General features: G+C 68.5%; 19 protein-coding genes and 1 pseudogene. 5 read left to right on the plus strand and 15 right to left on the minus strand.

The window, feature by feature from the left end; all coding sequences use genetic code 11:
• Window positions 1-64: 64 nt before the first annotated feature.
• Window positions 65-1,453, minus strand: a complete 1,389-nt coding sequence (locus QFZ29_RS08870; RefSeq protein WP_306893782.1) for a replication-associated recombination protein A — start codon at window positions 1,451-1,453, stop codon at window positions 65-67.
• A gap of 151 nt (window positions 1,454-1,604) precedes the next feature.
• Between QFZ29_RS08870 and QFZ29_RS08875 the strand changes: the two genes are divergently transcribed.
• The 3 genes from QFZ29_RS08875 (at window position 1,605) to QFZ29_RS08885 (ending at window position 4,449) form a co-directional block, all read left to right on the plus strand.
• The gene (locus tag QFZ29_RS08875) at window positions 1,605-2,384 is read left to right on the plus strand and encodes a peptidylprolyl isomerase (RefSeq protein ID WP_306893783.1); all 780 of its coding nucleotides are present in this window, start codon (window positions 1,605-1,607) and stop codon (window positions 2,382-2,384) included.
• Between the two features lie 87 nt (window positions 2,385-2,471).
• Entirely contained in the window at window positions 2,472-3,704 is a 1,233-nt protein-coding gene (locus QFZ29_RS08880; RefSeq protein WP_306893784.1) for a DUF349 domain-containing protein, read from the plus strand.
• Between the two features lie 160 nt (window positions 3,705-3,864).
• Window positions 3,865-4,449, plus strand: a complete 585-nt coding sequence (locus QFZ29_RS08885; protein WP_306893785.1) for a hypothetical protein — start codon at window positions 3,865-3,867, stop codon at window positions 4,447-4,449.
• On the opposite strand, the gene QFZ29_RS08890 is transcribed toward QFZ29_RS08885, so the two are convergent.
• From QFZ29_RS08890 to thrS, 13 genes and pseudogenes are all read right to left on the minus strand, one after another.
• Window positions 4,428-6,686 carry a RelA/SpoT family protein gene (locus tag QFZ29_RS08890; protein WP_306893786.1) on the minus strand — a complete coding sequence of 753 codons (2,259 nt, stop codon included), beginning with the start codon at window positions 6,684-6,686 and terminating at the stop codon, window positions 4,428-4,430. The genes QFZ29_RS08885 and QFZ29_RS08890 overlap by 22 nt on opposite strands.
• 78 nt (window positions 6,687-6,764) lie before the next feature.
• Window positions 6,765-7,784: a protein translocase subunit SecF gene (gene secF, locus QFZ29_RS08895; RefSeq protein ID WP_306893787.1), complete on the minus strand. Its 1,020-nt coding sequence runs from the start codon at window positions 7,782-7,784 to the stop codon at window positions 6,765-6,767.
• Window positions 7,784-9,529 (minus strand): protein translocase subunit SecD, encoded by a 1,746-nt coding sequence (gene secD, locus QFZ29_RS08900; protein ID WP_306893788.1) that lies wholly within the window; start codon window positions 9,527-9,529, stop codon window positions 7,784-7,786. The genes secF and secD overlap by 1 nt, the downstream gene beginning before the upstream one ends.
• Window positions 9,530-9,593: 64 nt before the next feature.
• Window positions 9,594-9,950, minus strand: a complete 357-nt coding sequence (gene yajC, locus QFZ29_RS08905; protein WP_306893789.1) for a preprotein translocase subunit YajC — start codon at window positions 9,948-9,950, stop codon at window positions 9,594-9,596.
• Window positions 9,951-10,048: 98 nt separating this feature from the next.
• Window positions 10,049-11,080, minus strand: a complete 1,032-nt coding sequence (gene ruvB, locus QFZ29_RS08910; protein WP_306893790.1) for a Holliday junction branch migration DNA helicase RuvB — start codon at window positions 11,078-11,080, stop codon at window positions 10,049-10,051.
• The gene (ruvA, locus tag QFZ29_RS08915) at window positions 11,077-11,694 is read right to left on the minus strand and encodes a Holliday junction branch migration protein RuvA (RefSeq protein WP_306893791.1); all 618 of its coding nucleotides are present in this window, start codon (window positions 11,692-11,694) and stop codon (window positions 11,077-11,079) included. The genes ruvB and ruvA overlap by 4 nt, the downstream gene beginning before the upstream one ends.
• Complete coding sequence (gene ruvC, locus QFZ29_RS08920) at window positions 11,691-12,299, minus strand: crossover junction endodeoxyribonuclease RuvC (protein ID WP_306893792.1); 609 nt, start codon at window positions 12,297-12,299, stop codon at window positions 11,691-11,693. Before ruvC ends, ruvA begins: the two co-directional genes overlap by 4 nt.
• Before the next feature lie 9 nt (window positions 12,300-12,308).
• Entirely contained in the window at window positions 12,309-13,067 is a 759-nt protein-coding gene (locus QFZ29_RS08925; protein WP_306893793.1) for a YebC/PmpR family DNA-binding transcriptional regulator, read from the minus strand.
• 81 nt (window positions 13,068-13,148) lie between these two features.
• Complete coding sequence (locus tag QFZ29_RS08930) at window positions 13,149-13,682, minus strand: DUF1697 domain-containing protein (RefSeq protein WP_306893794.1); 534 nt, start codon at window positions 13,680-13,682, stop codon at window positions 13,149-13,151.
• Between the two features lie 22 nt (window positions 13,683-13,704).
• Entirely contained in the window at window positions 13,705-14,373 is a 669-nt protein-coding gene (gene pdxT / locus QFZ29_RS08935; RefSeq protein ID WP_373426200.1) for a pyridoxal 5'-phosphate synthase glutaminase subunit PdxT, read from the minus strand.
• Window positions 14,370-15,288: pseudogene (pdxS, locus tag QFZ29_RS08940) on the minus strand (pyridoxal 5'-phosphate synthase lyase subunit PdxS). The gene pdxT and the pseudogene pdxS overlap by 4 nt, the downstream one beginning before the upstream one ends.
• A 99-nt stretch (window positions 15,289-15,387) precedes the next feature.
• Window positions 15,388-15,951 carry an HIT family protein gene (locus QFZ29_RS08945; RefSeq protein WP_129521095.1) on the minus strand — a complete coding sequence of 188 codons (564 nt, stop codon included), beginning with the start codon at window positions 15,949-15,951 and terminating at the stop codon, window positions 15,388-15,390.
• Entirely contained in the window at window positions 15,948-17,894 is a 1,947-nt protein-coding gene (gene thrS, locus QFZ29_RS08950) for a threonine--tRNA ligase (RefSeq protein ID WP_306896672.1), read from the minus strand. Before thrS ends, QFZ29_RS08945 begins: the two co-directional genes overlap by 4 nt.
• A gap of 168 nt (window positions 17,895-18,062) precedes the next feature.
• On the opposite strand from thrS, the gene QFZ29_RS08955 reads away from it, so the two are divergent.
• Window positions 18,063-18,662 (plus strand): hypothetical protein, encoded by a 600-nt coding sequence (locus QFZ29_RS08955; protein WP_306893795.1) that lies wholly within the window; start codon window positions 18,063-18,065, stop codon window positions 18,660-18,662.
• Between the two features lie 111 nt (window positions 18,663-18,773).
• Window positions 18,774-19,625 (plus strand): SigB/SigF/SigG family RNA polymerase sigma factor, encoded by an 852-nt coding sequence (locus QFZ29_RS08960; RefSeq protein WP_306893796.1) that lies wholly within the window; start codon window positions 18,774-18,776, stop codon window positions 19,623-19,625.
• On the opposite strand, the gene QFZ29_RS08965 is transcribed toward QFZ29_RS08960, so the two are convergent.
• Window positions 19,622-20,554: a glycosyltransferase family 9 protein gene (locus QFZ29_RS08965; protein WP_306896674.1), complete on the minus strand. Its 933-nt coding sequence runs from the start codon at window positions 20,552-20,554 to the stop codon at window positions 19,622-19,624. The two genes, QFZ29_RS08960 and QFZ29_RS08965, sit on opposite strands and share 4 nt — an antisense overlap.
• Window positions 20,555-20,608: the final 54 nt, after the last annotated feature.

The following is a 20,608-nucleotide window of genomic DNA, read 5'->3' on the forward strand; positions in this document are numbered from 1 at the left end:
CAGGCTTCAGGCCAACCGATATGCTATCACGCCGAAGGCCCCGTGCCACGCGTCGTTGCCCGCATCAGCGCTCGCCGCGCACGATGCGCCTGATCTTCGCGAGGCGGGCCGAGACGTCGCGTTCGTTGCCGTGCTCGGTCGGCTCGTAATAGACCGCCCCGCGGAGCGACTCGGGCAGGTACTCCTGTGCCACGACGCCGATCGCATCGTCGTGCGGATACCGATAGCCCTTGCCGTGCCCGAGCCGCTTGGCGCCGGGATAGTGCGCATCGCGGAGGTGCTTGGGCACCCGCCCCGCCTTGCCCTCGCGCACGTCGGCGATGGCTCGGTCGATGCCCAGGTACGCGGCGTTCGACTTCGGCGCCGTCGCCAGGTGCACGACCGCTTGCGCGAGGGGGATGCGCCCCTCGGGCATGCCGATGTACTGCACGGCATCTGCAGCGGCCACCGCGACGCCGAGCGCACTCGGATCGGCGAGGCCGATGTCTTCGGAGGCGAGCACGATGATGCGCCGTGCGATGAACCGCGGATCTTCACCCGCCTCGATCATGCGGGCGAGGTAGTGCAGCGACGCATCGACGTCGCTCCCCCGCACCGACTTGATGAACGCGCTGATGACGTCGTAGTGCTCGTCGCCGTTGCGGTCGTAGCGGAGCAGCGCGCGGTCGACGGCGCGCGCCACGATGTCGGCGGTGATGACGGGCTTCGCGGGTGCTGCGGCATCCGTCTCGGCGTCGTCGGTCGCCGCCGATTCTGCTTCGGCCGCCGGCACGGACTGCGAGGCCGCCACGGATGCCGCCTCGAGGGCCGTGAGCGCCCGGCGGGCGTCGCCCGAGGCGAGCCGGATGATCGCCGCACGTGCCTCGGCGGCGAGCTCGAACCTGCCTGCCAGCCCGCGCAGATCTTCGACCGCGCGGTCGACGAGCAGGCCGAGGTCGTCGTCGGTGAGGAGTTCGAGCGTGAGCAGGAGGGAGCGCGACAGGAGCGGCGAGATGACCGAGAACGACGGATTCTCGGTGGTCGCGGCGACGAGGATGACCCAGCCGTTCTCGACGCCCGGCAGCAGGGCGTCTTGCTGGGCCTTCGAGAAGCGGTGGATCTCATCGAGGAAGAGCACCGTTGAGAGCCCGTACAGATCGCGGCTCGCTCGCGCCTCCTCCATCACCTGGCGGACGTCGCGCACTCCGGCGCTCACGGCCGAGAGCTCGACGAACTTGCGCCCCGATGAGCGCGCGATCGCCTGCGCGAGCGTCGTCTTGCCCGTTCCGGGCGGCCCCCACAGGATGACGGAGACCGACCCGGACTCGCCCGAGCGGTCGCCGGCGAGTGCCACGAGCGGCGAACCCGGGGTGAGGAGGTGTCGCTGGCCGGCGACCTCGTCGAGGCTCGTCGGTCGCATGCGCACCGCGAGGGGGGTAGCGCCGGAGCGCAGCCCCGGGCCGGAGTCCACCATGCTTCTCAGCGTAGTCGCGGCATCCGACATGGAAACCGGTGCGGGGAAGCCGCGCAACGTCGATGTTCGAGAGTGCCGGCGGGGCGGCGATTGGTGCGCACACCGGGGCTTGCGTAGAGTCGGCACGCAGGAGTCCCGAGAAGGAGCATGCGTGGCATCGAACGACCGACAGGCGCGTGAAGAACGAGCGCGCCTGCGCACCTACCAGGCCCGGCAGGAAGTGCACGTCCGAAAGCAGCGCCGCCGCACTCGCGACAACGTCATCGCGAGCCTCGCGCTCGTCGTGGTGCTCGCCCTCGCGACGGGCGCACAGCTCTTCTACTTCAGCGGCGGACCGGGCGCGACCGAGCCGGCAGCGACCGAGACGCCCGCGCCGTCCACGCCTCCCGGCGAGAACCAGGGCGACGTGCCCTCCGCCGACCTCGCAGAGGGTCGCACCTGGACCGGCACGCTCACGCTCAACGACATCCCACTCGGGATCGAGCTCGACGGTGCCGCCGCGCCGCAGGCCGCCTCGAGCGAGATCAGCCTGATCCAGGCGGGCTTCTACGACGGGCTCGGCTGCCACCGCCTGACGAAAGACAACATCTGGGTGCTCCAGTGCGGGGACCCGGTCGGCGACGGCAGCGGTGGTCCCGGCTACAGCTACGGCCCCATCGAGAACGCGCCCGCCGACAACCAGTACCCCGCCGGCACGATCGCGATCGCCCGTCAGCAGCAGAACGCCTACAGCCAGGGCAGCCAGTTCTTCATCGTGTACGAAGACACGACGCTCACGGCCGATGAGGCCGGCGGCTACACCGTCGTCGGCCGCGTCACGAGCGGGCTCGACGCACTTCGCGCAGGCGTGACCGACGCCGGCACGGCCGACGGCCAGAGCGACGGCGCCCCCGCGGTGCCCGTCACGATCAGCGGGTTCACGATCGAGTGACGATCCGCGCCGCCTGTGGGCGGTGCAATAGGCTTGATGCCGCAACGCCGCCCCCGGGCGGCACCCGACCTATGACAAGGTGAGGCCGTGTCCGAATCAGAGCAGCAACCGTGGGGCCGCGTCGACGAGACGGGCACCGTCTTCGTGCGGACGAACGAGGGCGAGCGTGCCGTCGGTCAATATCCCGACGGCTCGGCTGAGGAGGCCATGGCGTACTTCGAGCGCAAGTACGCCGATCTCGCCGGACAGGTGACCCTGCTCGAGCAGCGCGTTCGCAGGGGCGCTCCGGCCACGGATGTCGCGAAGGCCGTGACGAAGCTCCGCGAGTCGGTCGCCGAGGCCAAAGCCGTCGGCGACCTCGAGGCACTCGCGCGCCGCCTCGAGGCGCTGTCCGGCACCGCACAGGAGCTCACCGAGCAGCAGCAGGCTGAGGCGAAGGCCGCGGTGGCCGAGGCGATCGCCGAGCGCACCAGGGTCGTCGAGCAGGCCGAGGCGCTGGCCGCGCAAGATCCCGCCAAGACGCAGTGGAAGCAGGCGACCGCCGAGCTCGACGAGCTCTTCGCGACGTGGCAGCGCCAGCAGCAAGACGGTCCCCGCCTGCCGAAGAACGAGGCCAACGAACTCTGGAAGCGCTTCCGCACCGCACGATCGACGATCGAGCAGCACCGCAAGGCGTTCTTCGCCGAACTCGACGCCGCCCATCGCGACGTGCGTTCGCGTAAGCAGCAGCTCATCGAGCGTGCCGAGGCCCTCGCGCCTCGTGGCGCCGACGCCGTGGCCGACTACCGCAGCCTGCTCGACGAGTGGAAGCTCGCGGGCCGCGCCGGCAAGAAGCTCGACGACACGCTGTGGGCGAAGTTCAAGGCAGCTGGCGACGTGCTCTTCCAGGCCAAGGCCGAGATCGACGCTCAAGAGGACGAGGCCTACCAGGCGAACCTCACCGAGAAGCTCGCGCTGCTCGATGAGGCCGAGAAACTCCTCACCGAGCGCGACCCGAAGCAGGCGCGTTCGTCCCTGAACCGCCTCCAGCGCGCATGGGACGAGATCGGGAAGGTCCCCCGTGACCAGATCCGTGTCGTCGAAGACCGACTCCGCAAGGTCGAGACGCACGTGCGGTCGCTCGAAGACGAGCACTGGCAGCGCGAAGACCCCGAGAAGAAGGCTCGGTCCGAGGGCATGCTCGGCCAGCTCCAAGACGCCATCGCCAAACTCGAAGATGAACTCGCCGCCGCTGAGGCATCCGGTGACGCGAAAGCGGCGGACACCGCCCGCGAAGCGCTCGAGGCTCGACGCGCGTGGCTGAAGGCCGTCGGCGGCTGAATCGCCGCGGGCGATTCACGTCCGACCTCCGAGCGCCGAGCGGCCCCGCGGGCCGCTCGGCGCCGCTGACTCTGCCGCGGCGTCACGCCGTGGCCTGCGGTTGTCCACAGATCAGGGCGCGACGGCATTCCGAGGTCCGGATTGCCGCAGCATGGGCTCCATGGCTCGACTTCCCGCGGTGCTCGGCACCGATGACCTCCCACTGGCCGAACTCTGCGCGGCGCGCATCGACGGCGAGCTCGTCGCGATCGACGACGGCTGGAGCCCGATCGACGAGCCCGACCTCCCCTCGCTTCGCGCGGCCGTCGTAGCGCTTCGCGCACCACGGGCACTCGTGATCGAGCGCCTGTCCGCGGCTTGGGTGCACGGCGCGCTGCACGCTCCCCCGGCGATCGCGCAGTTCTGCGTGCCGCACCGGTCGAGGATCGCGGTCATCAGCGATCATCGGTCGATCGTTCGCGAGGTCACGATCGACGAGGCCGACATCGTCGACTTCGGCGCTTCCCGCTGCACGTCCGTCGCCCGCACCGCATTCGACCTCTTGCGCGAGTCCGCGCTCACCGACGACGAGTCCGAATCCGTCGTCGCGGCGCTCTTTTCCGACCGCCCCGGCCTTGCCGACGAGGTGCAGCTGCGATTCGACGAAGCCCGGCGGATGCCGCACAAGCTGCGCGCGCTCGAACGTCTCGACCGTGCGCGGATCGCCGGGTCAGTGCGGCAGGCTCAACCGTCGCTCACCCGATAGACGTCGTAGACCGCATCGATGCGGCGCACGGCGTTGAGCACGCGGTCGAGGTGCGTCGTGTCGCCCATCTCGAAGACGAATCGGCTGATCGCAAGGCGATCGGTCGAGGTGGAGACGTTCGCCGAGAGGATGTTGACGTGGTGCTCCGAGAGCACGCGCGTGACATCCGACAGCAATCCGGCACGATCGAGGGCCTCGATCTGGATGTGCACGAGGAAGATGCTCTTCGAGCTCGGCGCCCATTCCACGTCGATCATGCGCTCGGGCTCGCGCATCAACGACTGCACGTTGTGGCAGTTCGCCTGGTGCACCGAGACGCCCGAGCCTCTCGTGATGAAGCCGACGATCGCGTCACCGGGAACCGGTGTGCAACAACGCGCGAGCTTCACGAGGATGTCGGGGGCTCCGCGAACGAGCACACCCGAGTCGGAGCTGCGTGGCAGCGGGCGCGAGCGCACCGGGATCGGCAGGTCGGGTTCGTCGCCTTCATCGACGTCGCGCACGAGCGCGACGACCTTCTCGAGCACCGACTGGGTCGAGACGTGCCCCTCGCCGACCGCGGCATACAGCGACGAGACGTCGTCGTAGTGCAGCTGTGCTGCGACCTCGGCGAACGACTCCTGGCTCATCAGCTTCTGCAGCGGCAGGTTCTGCTTGCGCATGGCACGTGCGATCGCATCGCGGCCCTGCTCGATCGCCTCGTCGCGTCGTTCCTTCGTGAACCACTGGCGGATCTTGTTCCGGGCACGCGGGCTCTTCACGAAGCCCAGCCAGTCCTTGCTCGGGCCGGAGTCGGGGTTCTTCGACGTGAACACCTCGACGACGTCGCCGCTCGACAGCTCGCTCTCGAGCGGCACGAGCCGGCCGTTGACCTTCGCGCCCATCGTACGGTGCCCGACCTCAGTGTGCACCGCGTAGGCGAAGTCGACGGGGGTGGAGCCGGCGGGAAGGCCGATCACGCGGCCCTTCGGCGTGAAGACGTAGACCTCCTTGGCGCCGATCTCGAACCGCAGCGAGTCGAGGAACTCCCCCGGATCGGCGGTCTCGGCCTGCCAATCGGAGATGTGCGCGAGCCAGGCCATGTCGGTCTCGCTCTGGCCGCCGGCCTGCTTGTCGGCGGTACGCCCCGTGGCGAGCCGCTCCTTGTACTTCCAGTGCGCCGCGACACCGAACTCGGCGCGCTGGTGCATGTCGTGCGTTCGGATCTGGATCTCGACCGCGCGACCCTTCGGGCCGATGACAGTCGTGTGCAGCGACTGGTACAGGTTGAACTTCGGTGTGGCGATGTAGTCCTTGAAACGACCGGGCAGCGGGGTCCATCGTGCGTGGATCGCGCCGAGCACGGCATAACAGTCGCGCACCGAGTTGACGAGCACGCGGATGCCGACGAGGTCGTAGATCTCGTCGAAGTCCCGGCCGCGCACGATCATCTTCTGGTAGATCGAGTAGTACTGCTTCGGGCGCCCCACGACCTTGCCACGGATCTTCGCGCTCTTCAGATCGTCGTTCACGAGGTCGATGACGTTCTGCACGAACTCCTCGCGCTGCGGGGTGCGCTGCTTCACGAGGCTCTCGATCTCGGCGTAGAGCTTCGGGTACAGCACCGCGAACGAGAGGTCTTCGAGCTCGAGCTTGATGGCCTGGATACCGAGCCGGTGCGCGAGCGGCGCATAGATCTCGAGCGTCTCGGTGGCCTTGCGCGCCGCGGACTCCGCAGGGACGAATCCCCACGTGCGGGCGTTGTGCAACCGGTCGGCGAGCTTGATGATGAGCACCCGGATGTCCTTCGACATCGCGACGATCATCTTGCGAACGGTCTCCGCTTGCGTGGAGTCGCCGTACTTGACCTTGTCGAGCTTCGTGACGCCGTCGACGAGCATCGCGATCTCGTCGCCGAAGTCGGCACGCACCTGGTCGAGCGTGTACGACGTGTCTTCGACGGTGTCGTGCAGCAGCGCCGCAGCGATGGTCTTCGACCCGATGCCGAGGTCGGCGAGGATCTGCGCGACCGCGACGGGATGCGTGATGTAGGGTTCGCCACTCTTGCGCTTCTGGCCCTCGTGCGCGCGCTCCGCGACAGTGTAGGCGCGCTCGACGAGCGAGATGTCAGCTTTCGGGTGATGCATCCGCACGGTGCGCAGCAGCGTGTCGACGGCCCCGGAGGGCTGCGCCTTCGAGAAGATGCGTGGCACCAGACGGCGCAGCGATGCCGTCGAGTTGACCCCGGTCTCCGTCATCGCTCAGCACCTCCAGAACTCAATTATCGCCGTTCCGGAGTGCCGCCCCCGCCGGCAGGCTGACGCCTGACGCGAACATCATGTGGCGGGCAACGCCTCGAGGTCGGCATTCGCGGAAGTCGCGCGCTCGCGCTCCTTCAGCACCTTCTGGTCGTGCCGGCTGATCGCGGCCTCACCCTCGCGCAATTGCGAGTAGAGCGGAGCGGCGATGAAGACCGTCGACCAGGTGCCCACGATGATGCCGATGAGCAATGCGAGCGAGATGTCGCGGAGCGTGTCGGCCCCGAGCACTCCCGCCCCGATGAACAGGATCGCCGCGACCGGCAGTGCCGCCACGATGCTCGTGTTGATCGAACGCACGAGCGTCTGGTTCACCGCGAGGTTCACCGACTCGGCGAACGTGCGACGCGATTCGGTGCCGTCCTCTGCCGTGTTCTCTCGGATCTTGTCGAACACGACGACCGTGTCGTACAACGAGTAGCTGAGGATCGTCAGGACGCCGATCATGGCGGCGGGCGTGATCTCGAAGCCGACGGCGGCATAGACGCCCACCGTGACGACGAGGTCGCCGAGCAACGCCAGCATCGCGGCAACCGACATCTTCCACGTGCGGAAGTAGAGCGCCATGATGACGAAGGCGAGCAACAGGAACGCGACGAGGCCGACGACTGCCTGCCGGGTGACATCCGCACCCCAGCTCGGTCCGATGAAGGAGGACGTGACCTCTGACTCGGCCACGCCGTAGGCCTCGGCGAGTGCCGAGGTGACGGCTCGAGAATCGTCTTGCGCGAGCTGGTCGGTCTGCACGCGCACGCCCTCGGAGCCGACGATGGTGACCTTGGCCGCCGTGTCGGGCACGATCTCGGCGACCGCCTCGATCGCGGGCTCAGGAGCGGCATCCGCAGCACCGGAGATCTGAAACTGCGAACCGCCGCGGAACTCGATGCCGAAGTGGAATCCGCTCACCACCGGCACGAGCACTGAGAGGATGATCAGCACGCCGGCGATCGCGTACCACTTCTTGCGTCCACCGACGAAGTTGAACGAGCGCTTGCCCGTGTAGAGGTCGTTGCCGAAGGTCGTGAGGCGGCTGGCCATCAGGACTCCTTCCCGTCGTTCGACGTAGAGCCGGCACCGACGGATGCGGCCTTGCGCTCGGCGATGGTCTGGCGGCGCTGCGCCTCCTTCGAGCTCGATGCCACCTTTCGCGGTGCGACCGCGACGGGCTTGCGGAACTCAGCACGGCCGCGGTAGACCGCGCCGAGGGCGTTCGGATCGAGTCCGGACCACGGGTGACCGCTCGAGAAGAACCTCGTCTGCGCGAGCAACTGCAGCATGGGGTGGGTGAAGAGGATCACGACGAGGACGTCGATGATCGTCGTGAGTCCGAGCGTGTAGGCGAAGCCCTTCACGTTGCCAACCGCGAGGATGAAGAGCACGACCGCCGCGAGGAGGTTCACGCCCTTCGACGCGAGCACCGTGCGGAAGGCGCGCTTCCAGCCGGCTTCGATGGCGCCGACGATGGGCCTGCCGTCGCGAAGCTCGTCTCGCACGCGTTCGAAGTAGACGATGAACGAGTCGGCCGTGAATCCGATCGCGACGATCAGTCCGGCGATGCCGGCGAGCGAGAGTCGATAGCCCTGACGCCACGACAGGATCGTGATCAGGAGATAGGTGATGATGCCGGCGATGATGAGCGACGCGATGGTCACGGTGCCGAGCAGGCGGTACTGGAAGAGCGTGTAGATGACCACGAGGATCAGGCCGATGAGGCCCGCGACGAGGCCGCTCTGCAGCTGCGACGTGCCGAGCGTGGCCGAGATGGTGTCGGACGACTGCACCGTGAAGCTGATCGGCAATGCGCCGAACTTCAGCTGGTCGGCCAGCGCCTTCGACGACTCCTGCGTGAAGCTGCCGGTGATCTGCGGTCGCCCGTCGGTGATCGCACCGTTCATCTGAGGTGCCGTGAGCACGGCTCCGTCGAGCACGAACGCGAACTGGTCGCGCGGCGAGGCGCCTTCGCCCTGGAGGCCGAAGAGCCGGGTGCTGACCTTGGCGAAGTCATCGGTGCCCTTGGCGTCGAAGACGATGTTGACCGCCCACTGGCCTGTCGAGGCGCCCGTCTGGGTCGACACGGTGCCGTTCGTCGCGTCGACGATGTTCTCGCCGCTCGCCTCGACGGGTCCGAGGAGGTACTTCGCGCTGCGTGCGACGTCGCACGTCACGAGCGGCTCGTCGGTCGGCGCGACATTCGTGGACGCTTCATCCATCGTCGAGCAATTGAAGCTGTCGAATTCGTCTTGCAGTGCGGGGGTGATCCACGCGAGGTCGCTGCCGTCGGTGGGCTCCGCCGTCGGGGTCGACTCGAGCTCCTCGGCCGCGCCGTCGGTGGGCTCGGGGCTCGCACTCGGATCGATCGACTCGTTCGTGGCGACATCCGCGAGGAGCACGGCGCGCAGTTCGAGCTTCGCCGACTGCTCGATACGCGCCCGAGTCTGGTCGTCGAGCTCTCCGGGGATGCGAACGACGACGTTCGAGCCCTCGGTGTTGATCTCGGCCTCGGCCACACCGGACGCGTCGACGCGCTGGCGGATGATCGAGACGGCCTGGTCGAGCTGCTCCTGCGAGACGGTCTCACCGCTCTCGACCTTGGGCGCGAGGATGATCTGGGTGCCGCCCTCGAGGTCGAGGGCGAGCTTCGGCGACCATGATCCGTCGCCCCAGATCACTCCGGCCGCGTTGATGCCGAAGAGCAAGGCGATGATGACGCCCAGCCAGGTGAGTGAACGCCAGGCCTTCCGGACGGGCGTCGGGCGGGATGACCGCTTCGATGGTGCAGCCACGTTTCTGCTTTCTCTGCAGGAGCCCGCGCGACGACGCGCGAGCCGAGCCTCGGGGGTTGGGAGCTTAGTCTTCCGACTTCTTGGTGTCGGGCGTCTCGTCGGCCGCGTCGTCGACGCGCTCACCGAACGCGGGCTCACCGTCTTCGAGCACCGCCGGCTCGTCGTCGGCGACGACGGCGGCTTCAGGCTCCACCACGCGTGCGACGGTCTGGCGGTGCACCGTGAGCACCGTGCCGGGCGAGGTCTCGAGCAGCACCTGGTTCTCTTCTTCGTCGATCGAGAGGATGGTGCCGAACACGCCGAAATTGGTCATGACCTTCGCTCCGGGCTGCACCTTCGCCTGCAGGTTGCGGGCATCGGCCTGACGCTTGCGCGAGTTGCGGAACATGAAGAAGATCAGCACCGCCAGGACGGCGAGCATGATGAGAGTGAAGGGATCGAACGGCATGAGGGGGAGGAACCTTCCGGTGTGCGGCGACCGCACGAAGTCATTGGCGGCGAGGGCTTCGCCTCAAAGGATTATAGGTCATCGATGGCGAGGGTGGCTCCGACCTCGGGGATGCCGAAGTGCCGCCAGGCCGAAGGTGTCGCCATTCGCCCGCGGGGCGTGCGCGTGATGAGGCCGATGCGCACGAGGAACGGCTCGACCACCGCCTCGATGGTCTCGGACTCCTCGCCCACCGACACGGCGAGCGTGTTGAGGCCCACCGGCCCTCCGCCGAACCTCGTGAGAATCGTCTCCATGACGGCTCGGTCGAGGCGGTCGAGGCCGAGCGGGTCGACGTCGTAGAGGTCGAGCGCGGCACGCACCGCACCGAGGTCGGCGCGGCCGCCGTGCACGAGGGCGTAGTCGCGCACCCGCCGCAGCAGCCGGTTCGCGATGCGAGGTGTGCCACGGCAGCGCCCGGCGATCTCGGCGAGCGCTTCGCGATCGACATCGAGCCCGAGCATCGTCGCCGCGCGAACGAGCACCTGTTCGAGCTCGGCCTCGTCGTAGAACTCGAGGTGCGCCGTGAACCCGAATCGGTCGCGCAGCGGATTGGGGAGGAGTCCGGAGCGGGTCGTGGCGCCGACGAGCGTGAATGGCGCGAGGTCGAGCGGCACCGAGGTCGCCCCGGCTCCCTTGCCGACCATGATGTCGATGCGGAAGTCCTCCATGGCCAGGTAGAGCATCTCTTCGGCCGACCGCGCCATGCGGTGGACCTCGTCGATGAAGAGCACTTCGCCCGGCACGAGCGAGCTGAGGATCGCCGCGAGGTCGCCCGCGTGCTGGATCGCGGGGCCGCTCGACATGCGCAGCGGTCGCCCGCCCTCGTACGCGACGATCATGGCGAGCGTCGTCTTGCCGAGCCCCGGCGGACCGGCGAGCAGGATGTGGTCGGGCGTGCGCTGCTGCATCGTGGCCGCGGTGAGGAGCAGCTGCAACTGCCCGCGCACCCGGGTCTGGCCGACGAACTCCTCGAGGCTCTTCGGGCGGAGCGCGCCTTCGAACGCGAGCTCGGCCTCGGAGGAGAGCACGGGGTCGGTGAGGTCGAGGTCTGCGTCACTCATCGAGACCTGCCTGAGTGCTGCGCCGGGCCGAGCCGCGAGAGCGTCAACCGCAGAAGTGTGGGCACGGAGGCCGCTTCGGTGTCGGATGCCGCGCCGATGGTCTCCTCGACCGCCTCGGCCGCGACCCGCTCCGACCAGCCGAGCCCGGTGAGCGCTGTGAGCACGCTCTCGGCGACGCCGCCGGTGACGACCGTGGACGCAGCTGGCGGGGCGGTCGCGACGAGCTTGCCGGCGAGCGACACGGTGATGAGCTTGGCCGTCTTCGGGCCGATGCCGCTCACCTTGCGGAAGACGGCATCGTCGTCGTGCTGCACGGCGAGCGCGACCTGTTCGGGTGAGAGCGCTGAGAGCACGCCGAGTGCGGATTTCGGGCCGACGCCGGTGACGCCGATGAGCAGGTCGAAGACGTCGAGCTCGGCCCGTGAGGCGAAGCCGAACAACGTCAGCGAGTCCTCTCGGACGACGAGCGTCGTGTGCACCGCGAGCTCGTGGCCCTCACGGCTCGCGAGCGCGAGAGCTGGAGTGGTGTTGACGTGGAATCCCACGCCGCCGACCTCGATCACGACCGAGCTGCCGGCTGCGGTGAGCACGCGGCCGCGAAGAGAGGAGATCACTCCTTCAGCCTACGGGCCGCCCCTGACACGGCGGCGGAGCGCTCGGCGGCGATCCATGCACGCTGGGCCGGAGTGAGCCCGGCGCCCTCGGTGAGTCCGGCGCGGCCGTCGCGAACGGCGGCGCCCGCGACACCGCCGGTGCGCCAGGCGTGGCAGATCGCGAGTGCGAGTGCGTCGGCGGCATCCGCCGGCTTCGGCACCTCGTCGAGCCCGAGGATGCGGGCGACCATCGCGCCGACCTGCTTCTTGTCGGCCCGGCCGTATCCGGTGATCGCGGCCTTCACCTCGCTGGGGGTGTGCAGGGCGACCGGAAGCGCCCGCCGCGCGGCGATGAGCATCGCGACGCCCGAGATCTGCGCGGTGCCCATGATCGTCGAGACGTCACTGCGGGCGAAGACCCGCTCGAGGGCAACCGCGTGCGGACGGTGCTCCTCGATGATCGCCTCGATGCCGTCGGCGATGCGCGCGAGGCGCTGCTCGATCGGCAGGTCAGGAGGTGAACGGAGCACGACGACGTCGACGAGCCGTGCCGTGCGGTTCGGTTCCACATCGACGACGCCGACGCCGCATCGCGTCAGGCCGGGGTCGATGCCGAGCACGCGCACGGCGATGCGCTACTCCGCCTCGAGTTCGGCCTGCACCTCGGGGGTCAGATCGAAGTTGCTGTAGATGTTCTGCACGTCGTCGCTGTCTTCGAGCGCGTCGATGAGACGGAACACCTTGCGGGCCGTCTCGGCGTCGATCTCGACCTTGAGCGAGGGCACGAACGCGGCATCCGCCGAGTCGTAGTCGATGCCGGCCTCCTGCAGCGCCGTGCGTGCGGCGACCATGTCGGATGCCTCGGTGATGACCTCGAAGGTCTCGCCCTCGTCGGTGACCTCTTCGGCGCCGGCGTCGAGCACCGCACCGAGCACGTCGTCTTCGGTCAGGCCGTCGGTCTTGGCGACGACGATGACGCCCTTGCGGGCGAAGTTGTAGGCGACCGAGCCGGGATCGGCCATGGTGCCGCCGTTGCGCGACATGAGGGTGCGCACCTCGGCCGCGGCGCGATTCCTGTTGTCGGTGAGGCACTCGATGAGGAGCGCGACACCGTTGGGGCCGTAGCCCTCGTACATGATCGTGATGTACTCGATCGACTCACCCGTGAGGCCGGCGCCGCGCTTGATCGCCCGGTCGATGTTGTCGTTCGGGACGGAGGTCTTCTTCGCCTTCTGCACGGCGTCGACGAGGGTGGGGTTGCCCGAGAGGTCGGCGCCGCCCATCTTCGCAGCGACCTCGATGTTCTTGATGAGCTTCGCGAACGACTTCGCACGGCGCGAGTCGATGATCGCCTTCTTGTGCTTGGTCGTCGCCCACTTGGAATGCCCGGACATGCGTCTCCTGAATCGAATCCTCGTGCGCGGCATCGCGTGCCGTGCCCAGCCATTCTAGGTCAGCGCCGGTGCCGCGGCCGGTCAGGCGAGCAGCTTCCGCAGGGTCCGGAGGTTGCGGTTCGTGGTCGTCGGCTTGAAGCGCGGCTTGGCGAGCAGCTTCGCGAAGGGAGTCTGGACGGTGGTGCCCTTGACCGGGTTCCAGTAGACCACGCCGTCACCGCGGGCGATGGGGTCGACGTCGGGGTCGGGCTCCCCCGCCGACGCGACGAGCTCATCGAGCACCGCCTCCTCCGACCCGAACACGACCCACGGCTGGCGATCGGCGTCGGATGCGTCGAACGGGAACGCCTCGACCACTCGCTCGACCTGCTCGCGCGTGACCAGCACGATCCACGCGTCGTAGCCGAAGCGGTCGCGGAGCGCCTGTTCGATCTGTCGCTTGAGGGTTCCGGATGCCGCGGGCCCGGTCGTCGCCTCGAACACGACGTTGCCGCTCGCGAGCACCGTGCGCACCTCGTCGAAGCCGAGTTCCTCGAAGAGGTTCCGCAGCTCGGCCGACTTCACGGTGATGCCCCCGACGTTCACGCCGCGGAGCAGGGCGATGTACTGCGTCATGGCGCCAGCGTATCGGCCGGCCTCAAGCCCGTTGCGAGATGCTGGTGGGGCCGCTGCGGGCACGGACCTTCGCCAGGAAGTACTCGTGGAAGCGGTATTCCCCCGTGATCTCGGGATGGAAGCTCGTGCCGAGGAGGTTGCCCTGCTCGACCGCCACGACGCGCCCGTCGGCGAGCGAGGCGAGCGGCGTCGCGGCCGGACCGACCGACTCGACGACCGGGCCGCGGATGAACACGGCGTGCACCGGCGGCTCGCCGAGCGCAGGGACCTCGAGGTCGGTCTCGAACGATTGGTTCTGCGAGCCGAAGGCATTGCGGCGCACCACGACGTCGATCCCGCCGAGGCTCTCCTGGCCGGCGATCGCGTCGAGCAGTGTGTCGGCGAGCATGATGAGGCCCGCACAGGTGCCGTAGACCGGCATCCCGCCCGCGATGGCCTCCTTCAGCGGCTCGGCGAGTCCGAACGTGCGCGACAGCTTGTCCATGACACTCGACTCACCGCCCGGGATCACCAGGCCGTCGACGGCGTCGAGTTCCTCGGGGCGTCGCACGAGCGACACGTGCGCGCCGAGTCGTCCGAGCACATGTGCGTGCTCGCGGAAGTCGCCCTGCAAGGCGAGCACGCCGACGCGTGGTCCGACGTGGACCGCATCGTCGGGCGCGATCGATTCGCTGCGGAGGTTGCCGGTCACCAGCCGCGCTCTGCGAGGCGGTGCGGCGCCGCGAGATCGACGACGTTGATGCCGACCATCGCCTCGCCGAGGCCACGCGACACATCGGCGATCACCGAGGGGTCGTCGTAGAACGTCGTCGCCTTCACCACTGCCGCCGCTCGCGCCTCGGGGTTGCCGGACTTGAAGATGCCGGAGCCGACGAATACGCCGTCGGCGCCGAGCTGCATCATCATCGCGGCATCCGCCGGCGTCGCCACGCCACCGGCCGTGAAGAGCACGACCGGGAGCTTGCCGGTCTCGGCGACCTCGAGCACGAGGTCGTAGGGAGCCTGGAGCTCCTTCGCCGCGACGTAGATCTCGTCGCGCGACATCGACTTCAGCTGGTTGATCTCGCCCGTGATCTTGCGGATGTGCTTGGTCGCCTCGGACACGTCGCCGGTGCCGGCCTCGCCCTTGGAACGGATCATCGCGGCGCCCTCGTTGATGCGGCGGAGCGCTTCGCCGAGGTTCGTGGCACCGCACACGAACGGGGTGTTGAACGCCCACTTGTCGATGTGGTTGACGTAGTCGGCCGGCGAGAGCACCTCGGACTCGTCGATGTAGTCGACGTCGAGGGCCTGCAGCACCTGCGCCTCGACGAAGTGCCCGATGCGGGCCTTCGCCATGACGGGGATCGAGACCTCGGCGATGATCGCCTCGATGAGGTCGGGGTCGCTCATGCGGGCCACGCCGCCCCTGGGCGCGGATGTCGGCGGGGACGCGCTCGAGGGCCATCACGGCGACGGCGCCAGCGTCTTCGGCGATGCGCGCCTGCTCGGCGGTGACGACGTCCATGATGACGCCGCCCTTCAGCATCTCGGCGAGGCCGCGCTTGACACGGCTCGAGCCGGTCAGTGACGTGCCGACGGGCGCGGGAACGGAGCTCTCGGTCATGGGGTCAATCCTAGTCTTCGGAATGGATGCGGTCTCTGCCGCGGTGGAGTGCGCGGGAGCGCTCGTTGGACGTGGCGTCCACACCGCGCTCGCGCGGGTTCAGGCCGGCCAGGCGTCGGCGATCTCCTGCCGCACCTCGCCGAGGAGGCGCGGCAGCGCCTTCGTGCCGGCGATGATCGGGAAGAAGTTCGAGTCGAGCGCCCAGCGCGGCACGAGGTGCTGGTGCAGGTGTTCGGCGATGCCGGCCCCGGCGATGCGGCCCTGGTTCATGCCGATGTTGAACCCGTCGCAGTGCGAGACCTGCTTCACGACCCGCATCGCGATCTGCGTGAGCTCGCCGATCTCGGCGATCTCGTCGGGCGTCGCCTCGTCGTAGGTCGCGACGTGGCGGTACGGGCACACGAGCAGGTGACCGCTGTTGTACGGGTAGAGGTTCAGCAGGACGTAGGCGTGCTCGCCTCGAGCGACGATGAGCGATTGCTCGTCGCTCATCTCGGGCGCGCGGCAGAACGGACAGGCGTGCTCGTCGGGCTGCTGCCCGTGCTGGATGTAGACGAGCCGGTGCGGCGTCCAGAGGCGCTGGAATGCATCGGGCACGCCGGCGAGATCTGCCGCGGCATCCGTCGGCACGCCATCGAACTCGTCGGGCTGGTAGGCCGTCATGCGAACAAGTCGTCCCTCGTGGTCACCTGTCGGCGATCGTCGATGGCGAGGAGGATGAGCGAGACCGCTTGGGAGATGGGCACGCCGTTCTCCTGGCTGCCGTCGCGGAATCGGAAGCTGACCGTCTCACCCGCGCGATCGTTCTCGCCCGCGATGAGCTGGAACGGAATCTTCTGCGTGGTGTGCGTGCGGATCTTCTTCTGCATGCGATCGTCGCTCGTGTCGAGATCCGCTCGCACGCCGGCGCGTTTCAGCTGCTCGATGATGTCGCCGAGGTAGTCGGCGTACTCGTCGGCGACGGGGATGCCCACGACCTGCACCGGTGCGAGCCAGACCGGGAACGCTCCCGCATAGTGCTCGAGGAGGATGGCGAAGAACCGCTCGATCGAGCCGAACAGCGCCCGGTGGATCATGATGGGGCGTTTCCGCTGGCCGTCGCGATCGGTGAACTCGAGCTCGAAGCGCTCGGGCAGGTTGGGATCGACCTGCACCGTCGAGAGCTGCCAGGTGCGGCCGATCGCGTCACGTGTCTTCAAGTCGATCTTCGGTCCGTAGAACGCCGCCTCACCGGGCATCTCGGTGAGCTTGAGTCCACTCGCGCGGGCGACGTTGCGGAGCGCGTTCGTGGAGTACTCCCAGAACTCCTCGGAGCCGATCCACTTGTCCTTCTCGTCATCGCGCATCGAGAGCTCGAGCTCGAAGTCGTCGAGGCCGAAGTCGCGCAGCATCGAGATGACGAATGCGATGACCTTGGTGGCTTCCTCTTCGAGCTGTTCAGGGGTGACGAAGAGGTGCGAGTCGTCTTGCGTGAAGCCGCGCACCCGGGTGAGCCCATGGAGGGCGCCCGAGAGCTCGTTCCGGTACACGGTGCCGTTCTCGGCGAGCCGCATCGGGAGGTCGCGGTAGCTGCGGCCGCGCTCCTTGTAGATGAGGATGTGCATCGGGCAGTTCATGGGCTTCAGGTAGTAGTCCTGGCCCTGCTTCGTGACGTTGCCGTGGGCGTCGCGTTCCTCGTCCATGCGGATGGGCGGGAACATGCCCTCTTTGTAGGTGATGAGGTGGTTCGACTGGAGGAAGAGATCCTCCTTCGAGATGTGCGGCGTGTAGACGTAGGTGTAGCCGTCGGCGATGTGGCGACGGCGCGCGTGCTGCTCCATCTCCATGCGCACGATGCCGCCGCGCGGGTGCCACACCGAGAGCCCGGAGCCGATCTCCTCGGGGAAACTGAACAGGTCGAGCTCGCGCCCGAGCTTGCGGTGGTCGCGCTTCGCCGCCTCTTCGAGTCGGTGCTGGTAGGCGCGAAGCTCGTCTTTCGTCGGCCATGCGGTGCCGTAGATGCGCTGCAGCTGCGGGTTCTTCTCGGAGCCGCGCCAGTAGGCGGCGGCGATGCGAGTGAGCGCCCACCCGTTGCCGATCATGCGGGTGTTCGGCAGGTGCGGGCCGCGGCAGAGGTCTTTCCAGACGGTCTCGCCGCTCTTCGGGTCGATGTTGTCGTAGATCGTGAGCTCGCCCGCGCCGACCTCGACCGACTCGTGGTCGTCGCCGCTCGACTCGCCGTGTCCTGCCGCGCCCTTCAGTCCGATGAGCTCGAGCTTGTAGGGCTCGCTCGCGAGTTCCTCGCGCGCCGCGTCATCCGTCACGACCCTGCGCATGAAGCGCTGGCCGGCACGGATGATTCGGGCCATCTCCTTGTCGAGCGCCTTCAGGTCTTCGGGCGTGAACGCCTCGGTGACGTCGAAGTCGTAGTAGAAGCCGTCGGTGACGGGCGGGCCGATGCCGAGCTTCGCGTCGGGATTGACCGCCTGCACGGCTTGCGCCAGAACGTGGGCAGTGGAATGCCGGAGGATGTCGAGGCCGTCGGGCGAGTCGATCGTCACCGGCTCTACGACATCAGTCTCGGTCACCGTCGTCGCGAGGTCCTTGAGCTCGCCGTTGACGCGCATCGCGACAACGGATCGATCGGTGAAGAGCTCGAAGCCGTCGGCCACTGTGTACCACTCCCTGTGAGTCGAAACGAACCCTTCAACTGTAGTGCGGCGCCGCGCCGACCCCCGCCCGGCTCGGTGCCCGCCCTGATGCATCGCGGCCCGCCCGATTCTAGAGTTTTCCTCATGCATACCTCCGAACCGTCAACAGGAGAACGCGACGAGTTCGACCGGCAGGTCGTGGACATCGCCGCGTTCGAAACCGACCTCAGCCCCGAGGACTGGGCCACGAAGCACCGCGCAGGCGACCTCGGCCGCGGGCCGATCTTCTGGGCGCCGATCGAGGTGCTCTCCCCCACAATCACAGTCGGGCGCGGGCGCACCAACCTCACGCTCATCAGGCCGACGATCGTGCAGACCGACGCCGCGACCCCCTACGCCGGGTTCGACCGGCGCGAGTCGCCGAACCGGAACCCCGTCGTCTCCGTGCACTTCCACCCCGGTGCGTATGGCATCGCGGGCACCGGCACCTATGTGTTCGCATTCGCGGTGGATGCCCCGGCGCGGGCCACTTTCTCTCCCGCCGGATACGCGGGCGCCGGCACTGTCGACGCGCCGGGATCGATCAGCTTCAGCGGTCGGCGTGTCATCACGGTCATCCTGCGGAACGTGCCCGCGAGCCAAGAGGTCTCGGCATCGATCGAGCAGACCGCCGGTGAGTCGTGGTCGTGGTACAGCACCCGGATCAGCCATCCGCCGTTGGTGCTCGAGATCGCGTCGTTATAGCGCTTCTTCTCCTCGGTCGCAATCGCCTTTCGAGAAGTGCAGTGCGGTGCTTCACTGCCAAGGACGGCTTGCCCGTCGGGCACCGCTTTGGACGGCGAGGGGAGGCACGACATGGGCCACGACGCAGGAGTCCGGACGAGGAACGACCGGCGGAACGAGGAGTGGGATGCGCGACAGCAATGGACCCGAGCGAGATTCGACGAGTTGAAGCCGCTGCGTGGACGACCGCGACGTGCCGCCGAGGACGCGATCGTCTTGGAGCATCTCGACCTCGTCGACGGACTCGTGCGCCGGATCGCCTCGGGCTACCGCGACCAGAGCGATCTGCGCCAGGTCGGATGCATCGGGCTCATGAACGCCGTTCGCCGATTCGATCCGCAGCGCAGCGACAACTTCATCTCGTTCGCCGTGCCCACCATCGCGGGTGAGATCAAGCGCTATCTCCGTGACAACGGCTGGTTCATCCGACCGCCGCGACGGATGCAGGAGATGCGTCTCGCCGTCTCGACGGCGATGCCCGAGCTCTCGCAGACGCTGCATCGGGAGCCGACGGTCACGGATATCGCCGAATACCTCCAGACGCCACGCGCCACGGTCGCCGAGGCCGTCGACACGCGGACGAGCCTCCACCCCGTCTCACTCGACGCCGGCCTCAGCGACGACGAGCCCTCGATCGGCTCGACGATCGGACGCGTCGACGATCGACTCGAGCGCGCCGACCTGCGCCTCTCCCTGCGGATGGCGCTCTCGACACTGACTCCGCGGGAACGCCGCATCGTCTACCTCAGGTTCATCGAGGAGCGCACCCAGCAGGAGATCGCCCGTGAGATCGGCGTCACCCAGATGCAGGTGTCACGGCTCCTCTCGAAGATCATGGATCGCCTGCAGGCACAGCTCGAAGACCAGCTGGGCGAAGCCCCGGACGCGGGAGACCGCAGCGTGGCGGAGCGTCGCACGGCCTAGACGGCCGCCTCGACCCGCCCGATCCCGAGTCGCTCGATCGCGTCGACCACGTCGGCGGCGGTCACTGCCAGCAGCGCCGGGTCGGGATCGTCGGCGAACACGTCACCGCGCCTGCAGGAGGGATCCGTGAGCACGATGTGCGGTCCGGCGGTCGGCGGGCCCCATTCCTCGGGCCGAGCCGGCCCGAAGATGACGACCGACGGCACCCGGTATGCCGAGGCGAGATGCGCCGCTCCGGTATCGACGGTGACGACGAGCCGAGCAGCCGCGATGACGGCCGCGAAGCCCGTGAGGTCGAGCCGGCCCGCCAGCACTTCCGTGACCGGCACCCCGGCGAGCGCGGCAACCTCGGCGGCGCGCTCTCGCTCCTCTGCGCCACCCGTGAAGACCACTCGCTCTCCGCGCGCCGCGAGCGCGCGGGCGACCTCAGCGAAGCGGGCCGCGGGCCACCGCCGCGCCCCGTAGAAGGCGCCGACGTGCACGACCGCCGCGCCCACCACCGAAGGCACTGTGTCGGGCGCGGGGATCGCCACCTCATCGGCATCGGCGGGTACTCCCGTCGACCTGACCAGCCGCGCCCAGCGCTCCCGCTCGAGGAGGCCGTCGATCCACTCGGGGCCGTCGGGCGCGTCGGGCGCGTGCGCGATGAGCCGCCGCGGATGCACGGCGTGGAGCAGCGTCCCGCTCTCCGGGCCGCGGCCGTGCAGGTTCACCGCGATGTCGACACTCCCCGCCGTCACGTCGAGCGGCCGGGACAGCCCGGGAGTGGGAAGCAACTCGTCGACGGTACCGAGGAGCTCCACGATCGGAGCGAGCCAGCCGGAGGTCGCGAGCACGATCCGGTGCTCGGGAAACCCGCGTCGCAGGGCCGTGAGTGCCGGCACGGCGACAAGGAGGTCGCCGAGCTTGAGTGCCCGGAGCACGAGCATCACCGGGCGCGGTTCCGAGGCGCGCACTTCTCCACCCTTCCAGATCGGCCGCCG

Origin of the sequence: Agromyces albus, assembly GCF_030815405.1 — a bacterium.
In the GTDB taxonomy this organism is placed as follows: Bacteria; Actinomycetota; Actinomycetes; order Actinomycetales; family Microbacteriaceae; genus Agromyces; species Agromyces albus_A.